Consider the following 20775-nt stretch of genomic DNA (forward strand, 5'->3'; position numbering starts at 1 on the left):
GGCTCGGCCTATCCGAGCAACCCTCGTCTCTTAATCGCACGAAAGGGCGGGCCACCGATCTCAGGCCTCGGAACATGACGTCTAGGTCAACTAGAGCAAGGTTCAGCCGCGAGGCTGTAGCAGCGCCAGCAGGGCCGTCGCCGCCGCAAGGACAGCGGTCAGAGTCAAGGGCGCCGTGGCACCATAGGTGTCCACGACATAACCACCGACAACCGCGCCGGTCGTGATGGCAACCTGGAAAGAGACGACCATCAGGCTACCCGCCGCTTCCAGCGCATCAGGCGCCGCACGCGACAGATTGGTCGGCAGCACTACCGGCCCCATGCCGAAGGCGAGGCCCCAAAGTGTAACGAACCCGAAGGCAACGCCGATGTGCACGCCCCAAAGCACCAATGCCAGCGCCGCAAACGCCATCAGCGCGGCGGTCACCACGAGAGCAATGCGGATATTGGCGTCGGCCATGCGGCCGCCGGCAATATTGCCAATCACGGCGGCGATGCCAAATCCGAGCAGAGCCAGGGCAATTGGCCCGGTTGCAAGGAGCGTCACCTGTTCGAGGAAGGGACGCACATAGACAGAGCCAGCAAAATGCCCTGTCATAAGCAAGACAATGGCAAGCATGCCGAGTTGAATACCACGCCGCCGTGTCAGCCGAAATACGTCTGCAAGACTGTTGCTTGCTGCTGCAGGCAAGGTCGGCAAGCTAAGCAACTGCAAAAGCATGGCAATCACGGCCAGCCCCGCCGTCATGGCCATGGCGCTGCGCCATCCCAGCCAGTCGCTGATCAACGCACCCATCGAGGGCGCGGCAATGGTGGCGAGCGAGACCCCGAGGGTGACGACAGCCATGCCTCGACCTGTTGCATTGGCGCCGACCAGCCTTGCAACGACAGCAACCGAAAGTGCCCAGAAAGCGCTGAGAGCAATCCCCAGTCCGGCCCTGCCTAGCAACAACAGCCAGAAATTGGGCGCCAACGCTGCAAGAATATTGGAACCGACCGCCAAGGCCATGAGGCCAACCAGCACCGTCTTGCGGTTCAATCGGCCGATGAGAACATTGCTCAACATGGCCGTCACGGCGCCGACGGAGGCGGTGGCGGTGACGACCTGTCCAGCCGTCCCCTCGCTGATGCCGAGATCACGCGCCATTGGCGTCAACAGACCTGCCGGCAGGAATTCGGCTGATACAAGGGCAAAGCTGGTGGCCGCCAATGAAAGGACCGCGAACCAGGTGGCCGCGCTCCACGCGACCGGCGCGTCGGCATCAAGGCCAATCGCGGCGTCTTCAAGCTGTAATGTTGTGTCAGTCACTGAAGGATCTCCAAGGTTTAGAGATCTTCATAGACGAGTCCTTCCGGATGATATGTATCTCAAAATCCGAAATTCATGTCTATTCGTCCGGAAATTGTGCGGCGCACAACGCCCGGCGAGACATTGGTGATGCGCTTGAACGCGCGAGCGAAGGATGCCTCGGAATCATAGCCCAAACGGGTAGCGACTTCGGCAACCGACAAGCCGTTTTGCTCCAGCAACTCGCGGGCAAGCTGCATACGCAGGCGAGCGAGGTAGCGTGCAGCACCCTCCCCCAATACAGCGCTGAAGCGCTCGGCGAAAATCGAGCGCGATTGGCCTGCCACGCCGGCGAGGCTTTCCAGCGTCCAGTTACGGCCGGGTTCTCGGTGCATTGCTGCCAGCGCGCGGCCAATATGGGGATCGCGGATGGCTGCGAGCCAACCCGTGGTCGAGGCTCCCGAGCAATTGACCCAGCAGCGGATGAGCCGGGCTGTCAGCAAGTCCGCCATACGCGACAAGATGGTGGCGCTGCCCATCTGCGGATGAGCGGCCTCCACCGTCATGGCCGCCAGCAAAGGACCAACGACCGGGTCATTGCCAGCCACGTCGCAACCCTTGATGATAGGCGGCATCAACGAGATCAACGGGTTAAGCGCACAGGAGCCCAAGGTCATGGAGCCGCAGAAAAGGGTGCTCGTCGCGCCCGATCCTTCCCGCACCACCTCGCAGACGTTGCCCCCCAACTTGATCACCTGGCAACCCTGGAGCGAGTCGCCTGCAACATCCGGCGCACTCGCCAACCGATGGGCGATGCCTTGCGGCAGCAGCACCAGATCGCCATTGCGCAACTCCTGCCAGCCTTGCGCTTCGGTATGAATCCAGCATGGACCCTGGCCGACAAAATGGAAACGAAGCAGCTTTTGTTGCGGAAAGTCTATGCTCCATGGATGCCGGAGCTCGCAGCGGCCATAGTTGACACCACTCAAGCGAAAGTCTTGCAGAACTTCGCTAAGCGCGTCCATCGGGATGTGCGGCAACGACGGGCGGGACGAATAGTCAGGCATATGGCTGATATAGATGCCGAACGTCCGGCAGGCAAGCGGAGACCGTTGTTCCACCAAGGAAATCGCGTCAACGGCAACCTACCCTTCCTGTCAAGCTTTGTGCCCTTGCCTCCCGCTCCCGGTGCATGCAAGGAGTGCTGTCAGACACAGGGAAAAGAGGCATGGCGGTAGAGGCATCGAGCAGCGATCTGGTCCAGGTGGTGGCGCTGCTTGCGGCCGGCGTCGTCGCGGTTCCGATCTTTAAGCGCATGGGACTGGGCTCGATCCTCGGCTATCTCGCCGCCGGTGTGGTGATCGGTCCGTTCGGTCTCGGCGTCTTTTCCGAATCGGAAGCCATTCTTCACGTCGCCGAACTCGGCGTGGTGATGTTCCTGTTCATCATCGGATTGGAAATGCAGCCGTCGCGGCTGTGGGGCCTGCGCCGCGAGATTTTCGGCCTCGGCGCCCTGCAGGTCGGCGTCTGCGCGCTTCTGCTGACCGGCGTCGGCGTGGCGGGAGGATTTCCGATCGCGCAATCCTTCGTAGCCGGCGCCGGCTTCGTGCTGACCTCGACGGCGATCGTCATGCAGCTTCTCGAGGAGCGCGGCGAAATCGCCGCGCCGAAAGGCCAGCGCATCGTATCGGTCCTGCTGCTCGAGGATTTGGCCATTGTGCCGCTGCTGGCACTGATCGCGTTCCTGGCGCCCGGTGGGGCCGACACCAGCCTGTCGGAGCGGCTGACGGAGGTCGGCATCGGCCTCGCCGCGATCGTCGGCCTGGTAGTGGCCGGCCGCTATCTGCTCAATCCATTCTTCCGCATCCTGGCGGAAGCCCGTGCCCGCGAGGTGATGACGGCGGCAGCACTTCTGGTCGTTCTCGGGTCCGCGCTCGCCATGCAGCTCAGCGGCCTGTCGATGGCGATGGGCGCCTTCCTGGCCGGCGTGCTGCTGTCCGAATCGACCTTCCGCCATCAGCTCGAAGCCGACATCGAACCGTTCCGCGGCATCCTGCTCGGCCTGTTCTTTCTCGCGGTCGGCATGTCACTCGACCTGCATGTGGTCGCCGCGAACTGGCGGCTGATCGCCATCTATGTCGTCGCCTACATGGTGATGAAGGCGTTCGGCATCTACATCGTCGCCCGCATCCTGAAGTCAGGTCATCGCGAAGCCTTGGAGCGCGCGGTCTTCATGGCGCAAGGCGGCGAATTCGCCTTTGTCCTTTACTCGTCCGCGGCGGCGGTCAGTATCATCGACGGCAACGCCAACGCGACGCTCACGGCGATCGTCATCATCTCCATGGTGCTGACACCGCTGGCGATCATCGCGCTGCGCTATCTGACGCCGCGCGACGAACAATCGCTCGACGGCGTCGATGTCGCCGATGGCCTAACCGGCAGCGTGCTGATCATCGGTTTCGGCCGCTTCGGGCAAATCGCCAGCCAGCCGCTGCTGCTGCGCGGCATCGACGTCTCGATCATCGACAATGAGGTCGAGATGATCCAGGCGGCGGCCGATTTCGGCTTCAAGGTCTACTATGGCGACGGCACCCGGCTGGACATCCTGCATGCCGCCGGCGCCGGTCGGGCGCGCGCCGTACTGATCTGCGTCGACAAGCCGGATGCCGCCGTCCGCATCGCGCAGCTGGTCAAGGCCGAGTTTCCTCTTCTGACGGTGCTGGCGCGGGCCTTCGACCGCGGCACCGCGCTACAGCTCATTCGCGCCGGCGTCGACTACCAGCTGCGTGAAACCTTCGAGTCGGCGCTGGTCTTTGGCGGCTCGGCGTTGGAATCGCTTGGTGTCGATCCCGAAGACGTCGCCGAAGTGATCGAGGACGTGCGGCGCCGCGACACCGCCCGTTTCGAGACGCAACTGGCTGAAGGCGTCCGCGCCGGACAGCGCTTCCTAAAAGGCAATATCGGCACGCCGATTCCGACGCCGCTCTCCACGCCGCGCCGCGCTGGCCAGGCGCTCAACGAAGAGACGGCTGGCGTGCTGCACAAACCCGAACCCGCCGACTGAGCAAGGAATTAGGCATGGAATTGGACAGCAGAGCCCTGTCGGTCACCAAGTTCTGGCGCGATGCCGGCGAGGACGCGTGGTTCGAGAAGAACGAGGCCTTCGATGCCGACTTCCGCGACCGCTTTCTCGATCTGCATTACGCGGCAGCGCGGCGTGAATGCGACGGCTGGCTGGAGCATGCCGAAGGCTCGCTGGCACTGATGATCCTGCTCGACCAGTTTCCGCGGAACTGCTTTCGCGGCACCGGCCACATGTACGCGACCGACCCGCTCGCCAGATATTTTGCCGCAAAGGCGATCGCGGCCGGTCATGATCTGGCGCTCGAAGTAGAAGTCCGCGTCTTCCTCTATCTGCCGTACGAGCATTCGGAACTGCTCGCCGACCAGCACATATCGGTCGATCTGACCCAGGCCCGGGCCGAACCCTATCTCAGCTATGCCGTCGAACACCGCGATATCATTCGGAACTTCGGCCGTTTTCCGCACCGAAACAGGATGCTTGGCCGCGAAACCACCCCGCGGGAGCAGTCGTTCCTGGACGGCGGCGGATTCTCGGGCTGAAAGTTCGGCTGCCACCTCGTTTGGATGTCAGGCCAACCACCAATCGCGGCCGGACGACAATCGCTCGATGCCAGAGGTGTCGACGGCGACCAGCCGGTCCGCGATGCTGCGACCGCTGACCACCAGGCCGGGCGCGATCTCCGCCAGCGGCGCCAGCACGAAGGCGCGCTCCAGCATGCGCGGATGCGGCACCTCCAGCCCGGTCTCGTGAATGACGCGATCGCCGAAAACCAGAATGTCGATGTCGATCAGCCGCGGCCCCCAGCGCTCCTCGCGTACGCGCTTCAGCTTGCGCTCTGCATCGAGGCAGAGGTCGAGCAAGGCACGCGGAGCAAGCCCGGTGGAAATTGCCGCGGCCGCGTTGAGAAAGTCGGGTTGATCGAGCTTGCCCCAGGGCGGTGTGCGATAAAGCGAGGAGACGCCGGTGACACGCGTGTCTGCGTCGGCATCCAGCATGCGCAATGCCGCGCCCATTGATTTTGCCGGGTCGCCAAGATTGCCGCCGAGGCTGAGATAGACAGTACTATTCGGGCCAGACAACGGTCACCTCGACGTAATCGATCACGCCGGGCACCGGAGCGTTCGGCTTGCGCACCGTGATTTCGGCTTTCTTGATCTGCGGAAAACGCGCCGTCAGCGCACGGGCCACTTCGAGCGCCAGCGACTCGATCAGAAAGCGACGCTGCCCGGTGATGATCCTTTCGATCACCGTGAACGCAATGCCGTAGTTGACGGTGTCCTCAATGGAATCCTCGACAAGCGCCCGGCCGGGATCGACGGTGAGAGCGGCATCGACATAGAAGCGCTGGCCGAGCCTCTCCTCCTCGTCCAGCACACCGTGCCGGGCAAAGAAAGCGCAGTTCTTCATGCGGATGACATACATCGCTCAGTTTCTCGCCCGGTCGGTTTGACGCGCCAGCATAGCATCTGCGAGCGCCAACGCGTCCACGTTGAATGCGACATCATGGACGCGAAACAGATCGGCGCCCTTGAGCCGCAAGATGACGCTGGTCGCCGCAGTTCCAACCCCTCTGTCGGCCGCATCTCGGCCGGTAACCGTGCCGATGAAGCGTTTTCGAGACGTGCCGGCCATCAGCGGCAAGCCCAATGTATGCAACTCGGAAAAGCGAGCCATCAGGTCGAGATTTTCCTCCGCCGTCTCCTTGGCGAAGCCGAATCCGGGATCGAGCACGATATGATCGTCGGCAATACCGTTCTGGCGGGCGATCTCCAGCGATTTCTGCAGGAACGCCAATTGATCGGCAATCACGTCCGGCAACTTCTGGCGATCTCGTCCGGTATGCATGATGACAAGCCCGGCGCCGGTGTCGGCGGCAACACGCGCAATGTCGGGCTCACGCTGCAAACCCCAAACATCGTTGACGATATGCGCACCGGCGGCAACCGCAAGCCGTGCGGTGTCGGCGCGATAGGTGTCGACCGAAATCAGCACCTCGCCGGTGCTCGCCAGCGCTTCGATCACCGGCAGGATGCGGGCCTGTTCCTCGCCTGCCGACACGGCGGCGGCACCGGGGCGGGTCGATTCTCCGCCGATGTCGACGACCAATGCCCCTTCCCTGACGATGCGCCGTGCCTGGGTCAATGCCTTTTCGGGGGCCTCGAACAGACCGCCGTCCGAAAAGCTGTCGGGCGTGACATTGAGGATGCCGACGACCACGGCCTTGCCGCCAAGCTCGAGATGGCGCCCATGCGCCAACTGCCACCGCCTGGCCGTCATTGCTCATCAACCATGGAGTTCATCAATCATGTGTGATCCCCAGCGGATCAATTCCGTTGCGCCGGCAACGGCCGTAAAGCAAGGTGGTCGAAGAGGCAACATAATGAAACGATCCATGCTTGGCATGAAACAACTCCTGCTTGGCGCGCTGCTGCTCGCCATCACACCGATCCCGGCGGGTGCGGCCAATCTCGTCAAGACGTATAGCTACTTCGCCGTCGGCGGCAGCACGCTCGACGAAATCGAGGCACAGCTCTTCAAACGCGGGCCGGAGGTGAAAAGCACGGGCACGCGCCATCCGGGCGCCACACAAATGGCTTTCACCACCCGCATCAGCTATGCGCGGACATCGAGCTCCTGCCGGATCACCGATGCCGTGGTGACCGTCAAGGTGAAGGTGATCCTTCCCGAATGGCGCCGGACACGCAAGGCCGATGCCGATGTAAGGCTGTTTTGGGACACCTTGTCGGCCGACATCAAGCGACATGAGGAGCGCCACGTCGAGATCGCGAAGAACTATGGCCGCGAACTCGAAGAGGCGCTGGAAGCCACCTACCCGCAAAGAAACTGCGACGCCGCAAAGGCCAAGGCCGCCGCAATCACGGCGGCCGTTCTGGGCAAGCATGACCGTGCCCAGGTCCAGTTCGACCGTGTCGAAAGTGTCAATTTCGAAAGCCGCATCCTCAAGCTGCTGCGCTACCGGATGGAGCGCATCGGGAACGGTAGACTGCCGCCGACGTGAATCGTGCCCAGGCGTTGTATGGCGGCGCAGGCCAATTGCACTGAAGCGTAGTGCCAGCTTCGAAAAATTTTCGAGCACCGGTCGAAATCGGCCTATACGGGACGACATATGTCATGTTCGCCAGGGCGACCTTCGAAGGATCAATGCGGCTAACGCGGTCAACACGCCGGAAGGGCTGAATGGCGGCCAGTCGCAAGCATACGGATGAATGGACATGGACCAGACTGTCGACAGGCAGACGGTGGTGAAGACCGACTCGCCTCTCAGCGAAAGCGAAAAGAACGCCATCATCGGTGGCGTACTCCTGTCGATGCTTCTGGCAGCGCTTGACCAGACCATCGTCGCACCTGCGATGCCGACCATGGCGCGCCTGCTCGGCCATGCCGAATATCTGCCCTGGATCGTGACCGGTTACCTGTTGACCGCCACAGCGATGGCGCCGCTCTATGGCAAGATATCGGACGTTTATGGCCGCCGGCCAACGATTTACGCGGCAATCCTCATCTTCCTTGCCGGATCACTGGTTAGCGCTATGGCGCCTAACATGCTGGTCCTGATCGTCGGTCGCGCGATCCAGGGCGGCGGCGGCGGCGGCCTGTTTGCGCTGGCGCAGACCGTGATCGGTGACCTCGTGCCGCCGCGCGAGCGCGCGCGCTACTCGGCCTGGATCGCGGGAACCTGGGCGGTCGCCAGCATCGCGGGCCCGCTTTTGGGCGGCACCTTCGCCGAGCATCTCCACTGGTCGCTGATCTTCTGGATCAACATGCCGCTTGGTCTCATCGCCATGGCCATCATCAACAAGCCGCTGAGAAAGCTGCCGATCGCGGCAAAGCACCATCGCATCGATGGCCTTGGCGCTTTGTTGCTCGTCGCGGCCACCGCCTTGCTGTTGCTGGCGTTGAACTGGGGTGGCAGCGAATATCCATGGCTGTCGCGTGAAATCTTCGGGCTGCTCGCCTGTTCGGCTGTCATCTGGAGCGCCTTTGCGTTGCGGCTGCTGCGTGCGGCCGAGCCGCTGATCTCGCTCGAAGTGCTTGGCAACCCGATCGTCCTTGCCGGCACGTTGTCATTGTTCCTGTTGCAGGCCGCCAATATCGGGCTCGCGGTCTACCTGCCGGTCTATTTGCAGTCCATCCTCGGGCTTTCGGCCAGTGAATCGGGAACCGCCATGCTTGGGCTCATGCTCGGCACCGTTGCGGGTGCGACATTCAGCGGCCGCACGATTCCCCGGTTCGTTCATTACAAGCGGATCGCGATGATGGGGGTGACCTTCGCAATCCTGTGCCTCGGCATACTCAGCCTTGTGGCGGGGCATGTTTCCCTGCTGATCGTCGAGGTTCTGACGACGTGCATCGGCTTGGGCAGCGGCACGACATTTCCGGTTGCCACCGTGTCGGTTCAGAATGCCGTCGATCGGGCCCATCTCGGCGTCGCCACCGGCGTACTGATCTTCCTTCGTTCTTTGGGCAGCGCGCTTGGCGTCGCCATCCTTGGTGCGGTCGCGCTCGGCTACGGCCTGCCGCTTGCCGGAGAAAACGTCCAGGCGGCCAGCACCGCCGTCGAGGCACTGGCATTCGTGATGATCTTCATCACCGCGGCAGCGATGCTGGTCATGGCGCTCGTCGCGCTGGTGCTGATGCCGGAAAAGCCGCTGCGCGGCCATCCCGAGGCTCCGGTGCTGGCTGACTGACAAAAGACGTGAAGCGCGTCGGCTGCATTTGAATCAAAGCGACGCGTTCAGGAAGCTTCCACCACGCCGAGCTTCTTCTGCAGGCTGGTCGACGAGGTCGTGTACTGGAACACGATACGCTCGCCGGGGCTGATGATGCGCTTGGCGGCCTGCGCCATCAGCGCCACCTCGTGGAAGCCCGATAGGATCAGCTTCAGCTTGCCCGGATACCAGTTGATGTCGCCGACCGCGAAGATGCCGGGCACCGATGTCTGGAACTTCTCGGCATCCACCGGAATGAGGTTCTCGTGAAGATTGAGCCCCCACTCCGCGATCGGTCCAAGCTTCATGGTCAGGCCGAAGAACGGCAGCATGCGCGTACACGGCACCTCAACATCGCCGTCCGGCCCCTTGATGGTGGCCGATGACAGCTGGCTCTCGGTGCCGGTCAATCCGGTCACTTGCCCGACTTGGAAATGCAGCTGCTTCATCTCCTGCATGGCATACATCTTGTTGACGCTGTCGGGCGCGGCACGGAACTCAGGCCGCCGGTGCACCAGCGTCACGCTCTTTGCCACCGGCTGCAGGTTCAGTGTCCAGTCGAGCGCCGAGTCGCCGCCACCGACAATGACGAGGTCGTGGCCGCGAAAATCCTCCATCCGGCGCACCGAATAGAAGACACTCTTGCCTTCATAGGGCTCGATCCCGGGGATCGGCGGACGCTTGGGTTGAAAGGAGCCGCCGCCCGCGGCAATCACCACCACCTTGGCTTCGAACACCTCGTTCTCGTCGGTGGTGACGTGAAAGCTGCCGTCCTCCAGCTTTTCGAGGCTGGAAACCATTCGGTTGAAGGTGAAGTCAGGCTTGAACGGCGCGATCTGCTCGAGCAGTTTGTCGACCAGTCCTTGCGCCGAGATCGAAGGCCAGCCGGGAATGTCGTAGATCGGCTTTTCCGGATAGAGTTCCGCGCATTGGCCGCCCGGCCGGTCGAGAATGTCGATCAGGTGGCACTTCATGTCGAACAGGCCGAGTTCGAACACGGCGAAGAGGCCGATGGGCCCTGCCCCGACAATGAGGACGTCTGTGGTGATGGTGCCGGTCATGCGATGTGCCTCGCTGCGTGTTGTCGAGACACTGCATGAGCAAGCCGCCGCTGCCAAGCAGCAGCCGGCAAAAAACCAAAGTCTCAGCCCTGGCGGGCGGGCACACGGACAACCAGGCCGTCAAGCGCGTCGCGCACCTTGATCTGACAGGACAGGCGCGAGTTCGGCTGGACGTCGTAGGCGAAGTCCAGCATGTCCTCTTCCATCGCTTCCGGCTCGCCGACCTCGGCCGTCCATGCTTCGTCGACATAGACGTGACAGGTTGCACAGGCGCAGGCGCCGCCGCATTCCGCCTCGATCCCGGGCACAGCGTTGCGGATCGCGTTCTCCATGACCGTCGAGCCGTTTTCGGCGTCCACGTCGAACTGCGTGCCGTCATGGGCGATGAAAGTCAGCTTGGTCATTTGTCACCTGAAGGGAGTTGCAGCCGAGATAATCACTCCGGCGAGCAAGTCAACTGCCGCGCGAAAGCGCCGCCCCGCGACGTTTTTCCGCAAACCGGGTTTGGCGTCGGATTCAGCGACTGATGGCGGCGATGAAATCGCGCACTTCGTCGATCAGGGTGCCGAGCTGCTTGAGCGTCTGGTTGTCTTCCGGCCGGCGCTCGATCTCGGTGACGCAATCGGCGATGGCAAAGGCACCCACGCCCCGAGCCGAGCCCTTGAGCCCATGGGCGAGCAGAAGCCGGTCCTTAATGTCGGCATCGACTATTCTATCGCGCACCGACAGCGCCTGTTGTACAAAGAGCGCCAGCACCTCCTGTTCGAGGCTGCGGTCGCCCATCGTCTGTCGGGCAAGGTGTGCCAAATCGACCGGTCGTGACCGCCTCGATCCGGATACGTCGCCCCCGGGCATTGAGAAGGCAATGCCGCTTTCGCCACGCATGAACTCGAACTCCGTTTCTTCGATCGCCCCAAAAACCTAGGCGATTCCAGTGGACAACGGGTTAATGGATGGCCGCGAAAAATGTTGCGAAAACGGCGCCCAAATCACGGTTGCGTTAACCTTATATTTAAAGTTTTACGTATCCCGCGGAATGCATGTTTTCTTTACCCCCCTGTGTCATTACGATACGAGGGGTCCATTTTCAGCCTCCTGCGCGTGGTACGACAAACAGAATTATAAGGCCCGCGGCAGCTAGTACAGGGTAGCGAAGGCATGGCAAAGAAACCAACGACGACGAGAACTCTCGACAGCGACGTGGCCAGGGAACTGGAGAAGGCGCTTGATATCGACCTCAGCAATGATGTCGGCAGTGGCGACCTCGACATCGCGGCTTCGATGGAGGATCTGGAAGCGCAGATTTCCCAGGCCGCCGACGAGTTGGCACGTGAGGGACGCAATCAGAAATCTGAGTCCGTCGTCAATCAGAGCCAGGCCCAGAGCCAGGCTGCGAAACCCGCGCCCAAGGCCAAGCCTGCCGAGTTGCGCCCCGTGGAAACACGCAATGGTGCCCAGCCCGGGGGTTTCTCGCCGGCCAATGACGATCGCCAGAAGGACTACAAAACGCTCCTGCACAGCCTCAACAGGCGTGCCTCGAACACCATTTACTGGGTTGTCGCCTTCGTTTCGCTCGCCTGGTTCGCCGGCGCCGGCGGTTTGGCCAATGTCCTTTTCGGACCGAGCATCTGGACAATCCGCACGCTAGACCAGTTCCTTGCCCGTCCGGAGCTGATCGGTCTGGCGGTTGCGGCGATCGTGCCCGTCATCCTGTTTTGGGCCTTCGCGGCCATGATTCGCCGCGCCCAGGAAATGCGCATGGCCGCCCAGTCGATGACCGAAGTGGCCTTCCGCCTGACGGAGCCGGAAAACCTTGCCCAGGATCGCGTCATGATGATCGGCCAGGCTGTTCGCCGCGAGGTCGCGGCCATGGGCGAAGGCATCGAACGCACGCTTGCCCGCGCCGTCGAGTTGGAAACGCTGGTTCACAGCGAAGTCAACCAGATCGAACGCTCCTATTCCGAGAACGAATCCCGCATCCGTTCGCTGGTCGACGGGCTCGGCAGCGAACGCGAAGCCGTCGTCACCCATGCCGAGCGCGTCCGAGCCTCGATCAGCGGCGCGCATGAGACGCTGAAGGACGAGATCGGCGCCGCCTCCGACATCATCCGCGACAGCATCCTCAATGCGTCGACCAAATTGTCGATGACCATCACCAATTCTGGCGACACGCTCATCGACCGCATCAACGAAAGCTCGATGTCGATCTTCGATTCGGTGGAAGGCCGGCTCGATTCGATCACCGATCGCCTGTCGACCTCCGGCGAGGCTTTCGCCAGCCTTCTCGACACCCGCATTGCCAAGCTGACGGACACCACGGACGGCCTGACGCGGTCGTTGACCGATCTGCTCGACGATCGCACCACTGGCATGGTGTCGCTGCTTGGCGGCGCCGCGCGCACCCTCAATTCTGAATTCGAGGCCAGCCTCAACGGCATCGAACGCACGCTCGCCGAACGCGGCCAGGCGCTGATCAGCGAGTTCCAGACCCGCGCCGAGGCGCTGGATACCGGAACGCAGAAGCTCAATGCGGCCCTCGAGGCCCGCGCCCGTCAGATCAACGAGACACTGGTCGAGCGCGCCCGCGAAATCGCTCACACCTTTGCCGAGAGCAAGGACACGCTGTCGGCGATGATCGATCGGGGCAAGACCCAGATCGGCGCCGATATGGCCGACATCGTCACCTCGACCTCCTCCATGCTCGAAGCCCGCGCCAGCGACTTCGCCGGGCGCATGGAAGCTGCCCGTCACGTCGTTTCGCGCTCGTTCGACAGCGACATCCAGCGCCTCGCCGACGCCCGGGTCGGCATCGAGGAAGCCGTCGAGAACCACAGCAGAAAGCTGTCCGAAAGCCGCGAGCGCATGGCCGAGGCCATGCAGGCCGATCTGGCGAAGTTCGACGAAAGCCGCGCCGGCATCGATGCGGCGGTGACGAACCAGGTGCAGAAGCTGGCCGAAGGCCGCAGCCTGATCTCGCGTGCGCTCGAAGAGGATCTGCGCAAGGTCAATGAATCGCGGGCGGCTATCGACGCGTCGCTCGGCAGCCATCTCGAAAGGCTGGAAGAAGGCCGCAACAGGCTTTCCGCTGCCCTGGATGAAGACTCAGGGAAATTGGTGCAAGCCCGTACGATCATTGATGAAATGGTTGCCGGTCACGTCGGAAAACTCGCCGAAGGCCGCAACATCCTGTCGCGCGCCCTGGAAGCCGACCTCGGCAAACTGTCCGACAGCCGCGCCGATATCGACGGTCTGGTCGCCGGTCAGGTGGAAAAGATCGCCGAGGGCCGCGCCGTGCTCGCCAAGGCGTTGGAGAACGACATCGTCGGCATCAAGAGCCTCATCGAAACCCATTCCGCCAAACTGGCGGAAGACCGCACGCAGCTTTCCCATTCGCTGGCGGGCGATCTGTCCGGCATACGCGGCCTGATCGAAGGCCATTCGGGACGGCTGGCCGAAGACCGCAGCCTGCTGTCGCAGACCCTCGAAGCCGACCTTGCCAAGCTGGCGGAGAGCCGCTCCAGCATCGACGGGCTGGTCGCCGGTCAGGTCGAGAAGCTGGCCGAAGGCCGCGACATTCTCAAACGCGCGCTGGAATCCGATCTGAACACGATCAAGGGCGTCATATCGAGCCAGTCGGAAAAGCTGGCCGAGGATCGCGGCCAGCTTTCGCGGGTGCTGGAAACCGACCTGCAGAATGTGAACAGCGTCATCGCCGACCACATGAACAGGCTGGTGCAGGATCGTTCGACGCTGTCCAAGGCCCTTGAGGACGACCTCGCCAAGCTGGCGGAGAGCCGCTCCAACATCGACGGGCTGGTCGCCGGCCAGGTCGAGAAGCTTGCCGAAGGCCGCGACATCCTGCGGCGCGCCCTGGAATCCGACCTTAATGCGATCAAGGGCACCATTGCCGACCAGTCGCAGAAACTGGTCGACGACCGGGCACAGTTCGCCCAGGCACTCGAGGCTGATCTCGAAAGCGTCAACGGCTTGGTCAACAGCCATTCCGAACGGCTCGCCCAGGATCGCTCGACCCTGTCGAAGTCGCTCGAGGCTGATCTGGACAGGGTCAACGGCCTGGTCAACAGTCATTCCGAACGGCTCGCCCAGGATCGTTCGACCCTGTCGAGGTCGCTTGAGGCGGATCTCGAAAACGTCGGTGGCCTCGTCAACAGCCACGCGGAAAGGCTTGTCCAGGAGCGGTCGACCCTGTCGAAGGCGCTTGAAGACGACCTCGCCAAGCTCGCCGAGAGCCGCTCCAGCATCGATGGCCTGGTCGCCGGCCAGGTCGAGAAACTCGCGGAAGGCCGCGATATTCTCAAGCGCGCGCTGGAAGCCGATCTGGCCAAGCTGGCCGAAAGCCGCTCCAGCATTGACGGTTTGGTCGCTGGTCAGGTGGAAAAGCTGGCCGAGGGCCGCGACATCCTCAAACGAGCCCTCGAAGCGGACCTGCAGAGGCTGGCCGAAAGCCGCAGCGACATCGATGACGTAATCGCCGGGCATGTCGGCAAGCTTTCTGAAGGCCGCACCATGCTGACCCGGGCGCTGGAAGACGATCTTGGCAAGCTCGCCGAGACCCGCAAGGACGTCGATCGCTCGCTGTCGGGCCACATCGACCAGATCGCCGCGAGGAGCACCGATATCTCAGCGGCAATCGCCGGCGACGTCGAGAAGATAGAGCAGGCGTTCAACCGTCAGACCGGTATCATCGAAGAACGCGCGGGCACCATGGAGCGTGCCCTCTCGACAGGCGTCGACAATATCCGCGGCGTACTTGAGAAGAGCGCCGTATTTGTCGCCGGCGCCCTGCGTGAGAAGGTGCTGGAAGTCACCAGCACGCTGCATGAGCAGGCCGGTGCCGCGTTCAGTGACGCCGACCGCAAGATCGCCGAGCGCGCCGAGCAGACCTCCGCCGCCCTGCTGGCACGGGCCGAAGACATCGCCCGCACCTTCGAGGACGCCGACCGTCGCCTGCACGCCCGCGCTGAAGATACGTCGAACGCCTTGCTCGCCCGCGCCGACGACACGTCCAGCTCGCTGCTGGCACGCGCCCATGAAACCGCCGACCAGCTGGCTGCTCGAGCAAGCCAGATCGCCGGCGCCTTCGACGTGGCGGACCAGAAGCTCGCCGCCCGCGCCCAGGAAACCGCCGACCAACTGACCGCCCGGGCCCAGGACACCGCAGACCATCTGGCCGCCCGTGCAAGCGAGATCGCCGGCACGTTCGACGCAGCCGACCAGAAGCTGGTCGCCCGTGCCATCGAAACGGCCCAGTCGCTGGCCGCGCGCGCCGGCGACATCTTGCGCAATTTCGAAGGCGCCGACCAGCAGCTCGGCATGCGCATCGGCGAGTCGGCCGAAGCGCTTGCCGCCCGTGCTTCGGACCTAGGCCGCATCTTCGATGCCGCCGACCAGCAATTGGTCTCGCGCATCGCCGAAGGGTCGGAAGCATTGTCGAGCCGTGCCTCGGAAATCGGCCGCATCTTCGACGACGCGGATCAGCGCCTGGTATCGCGCATCGCCAACAGCACCGCCACGATCGGCGAGCACGCCGAGACCATCGTCGGTGCCTTTGCCGATACCGAGCAACGGGTCGCCGAACGCGCAAGGCGGACCGGCCAGGAGATGGCCGTGCATGCCCGTGAAATCGAACAGGCGCTAGCCGGCGCCGACGAGCGGCTTGCGTCGAGCGCTGCGGCTACGGCCGCCCGTGTCGAAGAGCAGGTCTCTGGCGTCGAGAACCGTCTCGCCCACACGGCCGAGACGATGGGCCAGAAGCTCAACGAGCAGGTGTCGAATGCCGAGGCGCAACTCGTCTCGCGCGCCAACGTCATCGCGGAAACGTTCACCGCGGTTGGCCAGCATATCGGCCAGAGCACCAACGATGCCGCCAAGACGATCGGCGCCAACACTCGCGAACTCAACACCATGCTCGCGGCACGTTCGGCCGAAATGTCGAAGATCCTCGACGAAACAGCACGGCCTTTGGTCGAGCGCTTCGCGCAAGGCGGCTCGGAACTGCAAAAGAGCATGGAAGCGGTCACCGAACGCGCCACCGAGAAGCTGCGCAGCGAGAATGCCGCACTTGTCGACGCACTCGCCAGCCGTACCGCCGAGACCTTGTCGGCGGTCGAAGGCGCCCGCTCGTCGCTGTCCGACAGCGTCGCCGACCTCATCGGCCGCATGACCAAGTCAAGCTCGCAGCTCGGTCAGCTGATCGAACAGGCCGCGGTCAATCTCGGCCAGGTCGATGAACGCCTCAGCGGCAGCACGCAAAGTTTCGCCGCCACCACCGAGAAGGCCGCGCAGACCTTTGCCAGCTCAGCGCGTCTGGTCGATTCGAACACGACAAGGCTGACGGAACTGTCGTCGTCCACCTTGCGCGAGGTCGCGTCGATCGCCACCAAGTTCGACGAACATAGCCGCCTGCTCTCCAGTGCTTCGGACCTGTTGAGCTCGGCCCAGAGCAATTTGGAACACACGCTCGAACGGCAGTCGTCGCTCGAAGACCTCGCCGTCGGCCTGGTCAAGAAGTCGGAAGATCTCGAAAGGGTTATGCGCTCGTTCGAAAATCTCGTCGGCCAGACGCTGCAGAACGCCGAAGGCAAGACGATGGAGTCGGCCGACAAGATCCGCAACGCCATCACCGACGTCGTCGACTCGGCCACCAAGCGCTTCGCCGATGCGACCGAGGAGATGCGGCGGACCGCAGGCTCTATCAAGAGCGAACTCGACTTGACCCGCGCCGAGCTCAAGAAGGGCGTCATCGAAATGCCCGAGGAGGCCAAGGAATCGACCTCGGCCATCCGCCGCGCCGTTTCCGAGCAGATCAATGCGCTGAAAGAGCTGTCCGAGATCGTTGCGAAATCTGCCCGCAATGGTGAGGGATCCGAGCCACGCAATCTGCGCCCGGCGCCGCAAGCGCCTGCCGCACGAGCCGCCGAACCGCCGCGTCGCGCACCGGAAGCGCCGCAGCCGGAGCTGCGCTCACCTCAGGCGCCCTTGGGCGGCCCTGCATTGCGCGGCACGCTCGACCTTGAGCGTCCGGCCGACGCGGCACCGCGTCCGCGCCCGGACGCCAATGCCCGCACGCCTCAGGGCGGCTGGGTGCGCGATCTGCTGACCGCGGCGTCGAATGAAGAGGATCTGAGGCCAGCGGCACCCTCGGTCCCGGCGGAAGCGCCGCGCGCGGCGCCTGCCCAGCGCTCGCCCCTGCATGTCGTGGAATCGCTGAACTCGCTGTCCGTCGATATCGCGCGGGCCATCGACCACGACGCATCGATCGAGTTGTGGAACCGCTACCGGCGCGGCGAGCGTGACGTGTTCACGCGGCGGCTCTACACGCTGAAGGGTCAGCAGACGTTCGACGAGATCCGTCGCAAGTACCAGGCGGAGGCCGAGTTCCGCGCCGCCGTCGACCGTTACTGCGACGATTTCGAGAAGCTGCTCAAGGATGTCTCGCGCAACGACCGCGACAACATCATGGCGCAGACCTACCTGACGTCGGACACCGGCAAGGTCTACACCATGCTGGCCCACGCCAGCGGCCGCCTGCACTAGGGACGGCTGCTGCAACAAACAAAAGGCGGGAAATTTCCCGCCTTTTTCGTGTCGACCTATTTGCATTGTTGGCGCATCTACGTCGCTGCGGCTGTTGCAGCGCCACTGACTACAACGTTGGCAGAAGTGTTATGCGATCAAGCCTTTACGGAAATCAGATCACCGAATCCGTCCAGCGCACGATCTGCCTGGCAGCATCGCCGAACGCGTTGTCGAGTGCGCTGACATAGGCTGGGTTGCCACCGCCTGAAACAGGCGCTGAGGCGGTGAAGCTCTTGGAGGCACGCACCTCGCCATTGCGGTCGTTGAGGATGCGCACGAACAGGTCGACCTCCGCATGCTCGCCGCCGTCGACGCTCACCTCGAACGATCGGATCTCGACGATCACCTGATAATCGATGGCCAGGCCCTCGCCCGGCTTGCCGACGCCGGCAAAACTGCCCGAACGCTGGAACGTCTCGGCCAGCCGCGCCTGCACGATCAGCGGCAGCCGGTCGGCCCACTGCGCTCCCTTGAGATACTGGAGCGAGCGATCCGATGGCTTGATGACGATGTTCTGGCTGTCCAGTGCCTTGAGCGCCGACGGCTGCGCGATCAGGATCTGGCGACGGCTGTGGCCGCGCGCTTCAACCGAAGGCGCCGACAGCTCAAAGGTGTCGAGTGGCGCAGGCTTGCCTCCAAACACCGCGCAGCCGGCCAGCGTCAGGGCAAGCAGTGCCGCAGCCGATGTCAACCCGCCCGTTCTCAACCACACAGACTTCACGCGCGATCCCCGTTGTCCCCGGATCGTAAGATCAACCCGCTTTTGCGGCTCATGTTATTGGGGCGCACCAACTCCGAAGTCAACGCCGCGCCCTGCCATCGAACTGCCTTACCTCGCCTTCGCCACCCGAAAGGATGCGCTGCGGATTGCGGCTGAGATCGGTCACCGCCTCCTCGATACGGCCGATCGAGCGGCGGCTGTCCTGCACCAGTGCCTCGACATTCGACAGCCCCTGGCCCGAGAAACGCGCCAGATTGTCGGTTATGACGCCAAGGCGGGCATTCAGCGTGTCGGCAACCTGCTTGAACGATTTCAGTGTGGCCCTGGCGTCGGCCATCACGCCATCGGCCTGCCCGGAACCGAGCAAGTGGTCGACCCTGGCGAGGATGCCATCGACACGCACCGAGGCATCGTTGAGCCGCTGCGCCAGTTGCTTGGCATCCTTGATCGTCTGGTTGATGTCGTCGGCCCGGTTGGCGAACTTGTCAGTCACCTCTGCGATGTCGGCGGCGGCCTTGTTGGCGCTTTCGCTGGCCTTCTGGATGTTGGCAAGCGCTGTGCGCACCTGCGCCGGATCGATGCCGTCGAGCACGCCGTCGACCTTTGCCAGAGTGCCTTGCGTCTGCTTGGCGAAATCGTTGACCGACCCGACCGCCGTGTCGACGTTCTTGATCACGCCGTCGAGCTGCCGCGACGTTTCCTTGAGGTTGCCTGTCACCGTGTCGACATTGGCGACAATGCTCTTGATCTTGTCCTTGTCGACGGCATTGAGCAGGCCTTCGGCTGCCTTCAGCGTGCCGTCGAGCTTGCCGGAAACGCCTTTCAGCTCATCGGCCAGCGCACTGGCGGCGGACAGGAACTTGTCGATGCCGTCCGAATTCTTGGCCAGCGCATCGGAGAAGGTCTGCACGTTGTGCACGGTCTGGGTCAGTGGTCCGCGAACGTCCTTGGTGAAGCCTTCCAGCTCCGTGAGCACCTTGTCGGCGCGGGTGAAGATGTTCTGCGCTGTCTGCAAAAGGTTGGTCACGGCAGAGGGATTGGCGACGATCTCGGCGACCTTGCCTTCCTTTTCCGCCTGGTCGAGGAGTTTTACTTCCTTGGGGTCGGCGCCCTTGAGCTCGATATTGGCCTGTCCGGTGAGGCCAGCAAGACCGATATCGGCCTGCGTCGACTTGGTGATCGGCGTCAGGCGATCGATCTCGGTATCGGCGATGGCGACTGTCGGATTGTCGACGTCGATATAGACGCGCCTGACATCGCCGACCTTGACGCCGTTGAACAGCACGAAACTGCCGCGGCCAAGCCCGGACGCCGAACCCGGGATGCGCACGCGCAGCACCGTCGTCTCGCCCTTTTCGCCGATCGCAGCCGTCCAGTAGACGAAGGCGAACGCCGACAGGATCGCGGCCAGCGTGAAAATGCCGACGATGACGTAGTTGGCTCTGGTTTCCATTATCCCACTTATGGCTATGCGCGCGCCGCAAGATCAAGTTGCCGGGCGCGTTTTCCGCGGAAATAGGACTTTACCCACGGCTCCTCGCTCTTCAGCATGTCGTCGATGGTTCCTTCGACCAGCACTTTCTTGTTGCCGAGCACGGCCACGCGGTCGCAGGCGGTAAAAAGCGTGTCGAGATCATGCGTCACCATATAGACGGTCAGGTCCATGGTATCGCGCAGCTTGACGACCAGTTCGTCGAATTCCGCCGCGCTGATCGGATCGAGGCCGGATGTCGGCTCGTCGAGGAAGACGATATCGGGGTCGAGCGCCAATGCCCGCGCCAGCGCCGCTCGCTTGATCATGCCTCCGGAAAGTTCCGACGGAAACTTATGCGCCGCGTCCGGCGGCAATCCGACCAGCTCGACCTTGAGCATCGCCAGTTCGTCCATCAGCTTTTTCGGCAGGTCAAGATATTCGCGCATCGGCACCTGGACGTTCTCCAGCACCGTCAGGGCTGAAAACAGCGCACCGTGCTGGAACAGCACGCCAAGCCGCATATCGACGCGCAGGCGCTCAACCTCGCTCGCCTTCTCGATGTCGAGGCCGAACAGCTTGATCGTGCCCGACTGTTTGCGCGTCAAGCCGAGAATGGTGCGCAACAGAACGGATTTGCCGGCACCCGAGGCACCGACAAAGCCGAGAATCTCGCCGCGCCTGATATCGAGCGACAGCTTGTCGAGGATGACCTTGTCGGCGAAGGACACGGTGATGTCATGCGCGGAAAGCACGATGTCGCCCTCACCCGTGTGGTCCGCCACCGCACCTGCCTTTTTCCGGTTTCGCAGCTTCAT

The 20775-nt window shown here is 63.1% G+C and carries 16 protein-coding genes; 5 read left to right on the forward strand and 11 right to left on the reverse strand.

All coding sequences use genetic code 11. From position 1 onward, the window contains the following. Positions 1-102: 102 nt before the first annotated feature. Both NKI20_RS20210 and NKI20_RS20215 read right to left on the reverse strand, forming a co-directional pair. Entirely contained in the window at positions 103-1311 is a 1209-nt protein-coding gene (locus NKI20_RS20210) for an MFS transporter (RefSeq protein ID WP_352833465.1), read from the reverse strand. A gap of 59 nt (positions 1312-1370) precedes the next feature. Beyond that, positions 1371-2357, reverse strand: a complete 987-nt coding sequence (locus tag NKI20_RS20215; protein WP_352833582.1) for an AraC family transcriptional regulator — start codon at positions 2355-2357, stop codon at positions 1371-1373. A 161-nt stretch (positions 2358-2518) separates the two neighbouring features. On the opposite strand from NKI20_RS20215, the gene NKI20_RS20220 reads away from it, so the two are divergent. Further along, positions 2519-4354: a monovalent cation:proton antiporter-2 (CPA2) family protein gene (locus NKI20_RS20220; protein ID WP_352833468.1), complete on the forward strand. Its 1836-nt coding sequence runs from the start codon at positions 2519-2521 to the stop codon at positions 4352-4354. Positions 4355-4368: 14 nt separating this feature from the next. After that, positions 4369-4914, forward strand: a complete 546-nt coding sequence (locus NKI20_RS20225) for a DUF924 family protein (RefSeq protein ID WP_023762924.1) — start codon at positions 4369-4371, stop codon at positions 4912-4914. Positions 4915-4941: 27 nt separating this feature from the next. Here the strand turns inward: NKI20_RS20225 and folK are convergent, their stop codons facing one another. From folK to folP, 3 genes are read right to left on the reverse strand one after another with little or no spacing between them, the layout of a single operon-like run. Then, entirely contained in the window at positions 4942-5454 is a 513-nt protein-coding gene (gene folK / locus NKI20_RS20230) for a 2-amino-4-hydroxy-6-hydroxymethyldihydropteridine diphosphokinase (protein WP_352833471.1), read from the reverse strand. Further along, positions 5438-5797: a dihydroneopterin aldolase gene (folB, locus tag NKI20_RS20235; RefSeq protein ID WP_023762922.1), complete on the reverse strand. Its 360-nt coding sequence runs from the start codon at positions 5795-5797 to the stop codon at positions 5438-5440. Before folB ends, folK begins: the two co-directional genes overlap by 17 nt. A 3-nt stretch (positions 5798-5800) precedes the next feature. Then, positions 5801-6652, reverse strand: a complete 852-nt coding sequence (folP, locus tag NKI20_RS20240) for a dihydropteroate synthase (protein ID WP_352833475.1) — start codon at positions 6650-6652, stop codon at positions 5801-5803. 103 nt (positions 6653-6755) lie between these two features. On the opposite strand from folP, the gene NKI20_RS20245 reads away from it, so the two are divergent. Next, positions 6756-7394: a DUF922 domain-containing Zn-dependent protease gene (locus NKI20_RS20245; RefSeq protein ID WP_352733653.1), complete on the forward strand. Its 639-nt coding sequence runs from the start codon at positions 6756-6758 to the stop codon at positions 7392-7394. Positions 7395-7608: 214 nt separating this feature from the next. Then, positions 7609-9084, forward strand: coding sequence for an MDR family MFS transporter (locus NKI20_RS20250; protein WP_352833479.1), 1476 nt, complete (start codon positions 7609-7611; stop codon positions 9082-9084). 47 nt (positions 9085-9131) lie between these two features. On the opposite strand, the gene NKI20_RS20255 is transcribed toward NKI20_RS20250, so the two are convergent. From NKI20_RS20255 to NKI20_RS20265, 3 genes are all read right to left on the reverse strand, one after another. Next, positions 9132-10166: an NAD(P)/FAD-dependent oxidoreductase gene (locus NKI20_RS20255; RefSeq protein WP_352833482.1), complete on the reverse strand. Its 1035-nt coding sequence runs from the start codon at positions 10164-10166 to the stop codon at positions 9132-9134. Between the two features lie 83 nt (positions 10167-10249). Then, on the reverse strand, positions 10250-10570 hold the full coding sequence (locus tag NKI20_RS20260) for a 2Fe-2S iron-sulfur cluster-binding protein (RefSeq protein WP_023762917.1): 321 nt from the start codon (positions 10568-10570) through the stop codon (positions 10250-10252). A gap of 112 nt (positions 10571-10682) precedes the next feature. Then, complete coding sequence (locus NKI20_RS20265) at positions 10683-11051, reverse strand: Hpt domain-containing protein (RefSeq protein ID WP_031261376.1); 369 nt, start codon at positions 11049-11051, stop codon at positions 10683-10685. 273 nt (positions 11052-11324) lie between these two features. Here NKI20_RS20265 and NKI20_RS20270 point away from each other — a divergent pair, with 273 nt between their 5' ends. Beyond that, positions 11325-17723 (forward strand): kinesin, encoded by a 6399-nt coding sequence (locus tag NKI20_RS20270; protein WP_352833487.1) that lies wholly within the window; start codon positions 11325-11327, stop codon positions 17721-17723. Between the two features lie 154 nt (positions 17724-17877). Here the strand turns inward: NKI20_RS20270 and NKI20_RS20275 are convergent, their stop codons facing one another. The 3 genes from NKI20_RS20275 to NKI20_RS20285 form a co-directional block, all read right to left on the reverse strand. Next, positions 17878-18486 (reverse strand): ABC-type transport auxiliary lipoprotein family protein, encoded by a 609-nt coding sequence (locus NKI20_RS20275; RefSeq protein WP_352833490.1) that lies wholly within the window; start codon positions 18484-18486, stop codon positions 17878-17880. Positions 18487-18565: 79 nt separating this feature from the next. Then, positions 18566-19939, reverse strand: a complete 1374-nt coding sequence (locus NKI20_RS20280) for an MlaD family protein (protein WP_352833493.1) — start codon at positions 19937-19939, stop codon at positions 18566-18568. A gap of 14 nt (positions 19940-19953) precedes the next feature. Then, on the reverse strand, positions 19954-20775 hold the full coding sequence (locus NKI20_RS20285) for an ABC transporter ATP-binding protein (protein ID WP_023757472.1): 822 nt from the start codon (positions 20773-20775) through the stop codon (positions 19954-19956).

This window comes from Mesorhizobium sp. M0830 (assembly GCF_040319965.1).
Lineage (GTDB): Bacteria > Pseudomonadota > Alphaproteobacteria > Rhizobiales > Rhizobiaceae > Mesorhizobium.

Bases quoted from the DNA above. Each gene is read 5' to 3' on its own strand.
- NKI20_RS20215 (WP_352833582.1), bottom strand. From the start codon at position 2,357: ATGCCTGACTATTCGTCCCGCCCGTCGTTGCCGCACATCCCGATGGAC.
- NKI20_RS20220 (WP_352833468.1), top strand. From the start codon at position 2,519: ATGGCGGTAGAGGCATCGAGCAGCGATCTGGTCCAGGTGGTGGCGCTG.
- NKI20_RS20225 (WP_023762924.1), top strand. From the start codon at position 4,369: ATGGAATTGGACAGCAGAGCCCTGTCGGTCACCAAGTTCTGGCGCGAT.
- folB (WP_023762922.1), bottom strand. From the start codon at position 5,797: ATGTATGTCATCCGCATGAAGAACTGCGCTTTCTTTGCCCGGCACGGT.
- folP (WP_352833475.1), bottom strand. From the start codon at position 6,652: ATGACGGCCAGGCGGTGGCAGTTGGCGCATGGGCGCCATCTCGAGCTT.
- NKI20_RS20245 (WP_352733653.1), top strand. From the start codon at position 6,756: ATGAAACGATCCATGCTTGGCATGAAACAACTCCTGCTTGGCGCGCTG.
- NKI20_RS20250 (WP_352833479.1), top strand. From the start codon at position 7,609: ATGGACCAGACTGTCGACAGGCAGACGGTGGTGAAGACCGACTCGCCT.
- NKI20_RS20255 (WP_352833482.1), bottom strand. From the start codon at position 10,166: ATGACCGGCACCATCACCACAGACGTCCTCATTGTCGGGGCAGGGCCC.
- NKI20_RS20260 (WP_023762917.1), bottom strand. From the start codon at position 10,570: ATGACCAAGCTGACTTTCATCGCCCATGACGGCACGCAGTTCGACGTG.
- NKI20_RS20265 (WP_031261376.1), bottom strand. From the start codon at position 11,051: ATGCGTGGCGAAAGCGGCATTGCCTTCTCAATGCCCGGGGGCGACGTA.
- NKI20_RS20270 (WP_352833487.1), top strand. From the start codon at position 11,325: ATGGCAAAGAAACCAACGACGACGAGAACTCTCGACAGCGACGTGGCC.
- NKI20_RS20280 (WP_352833493.1), bottom strand. From the start codon at position 19,939: ATGGAAACCAGAGCCAACTACGTCATCGTCGGCATTTTCACGCTGGCC.
- NKI20_RS20285 (WP_023757472.1), bottom strand. From the start codon at position 20,775: ATGAAGCTGCGAAACCGGAAAAAGGCAGGTGCGGTGGCGGACCACACG.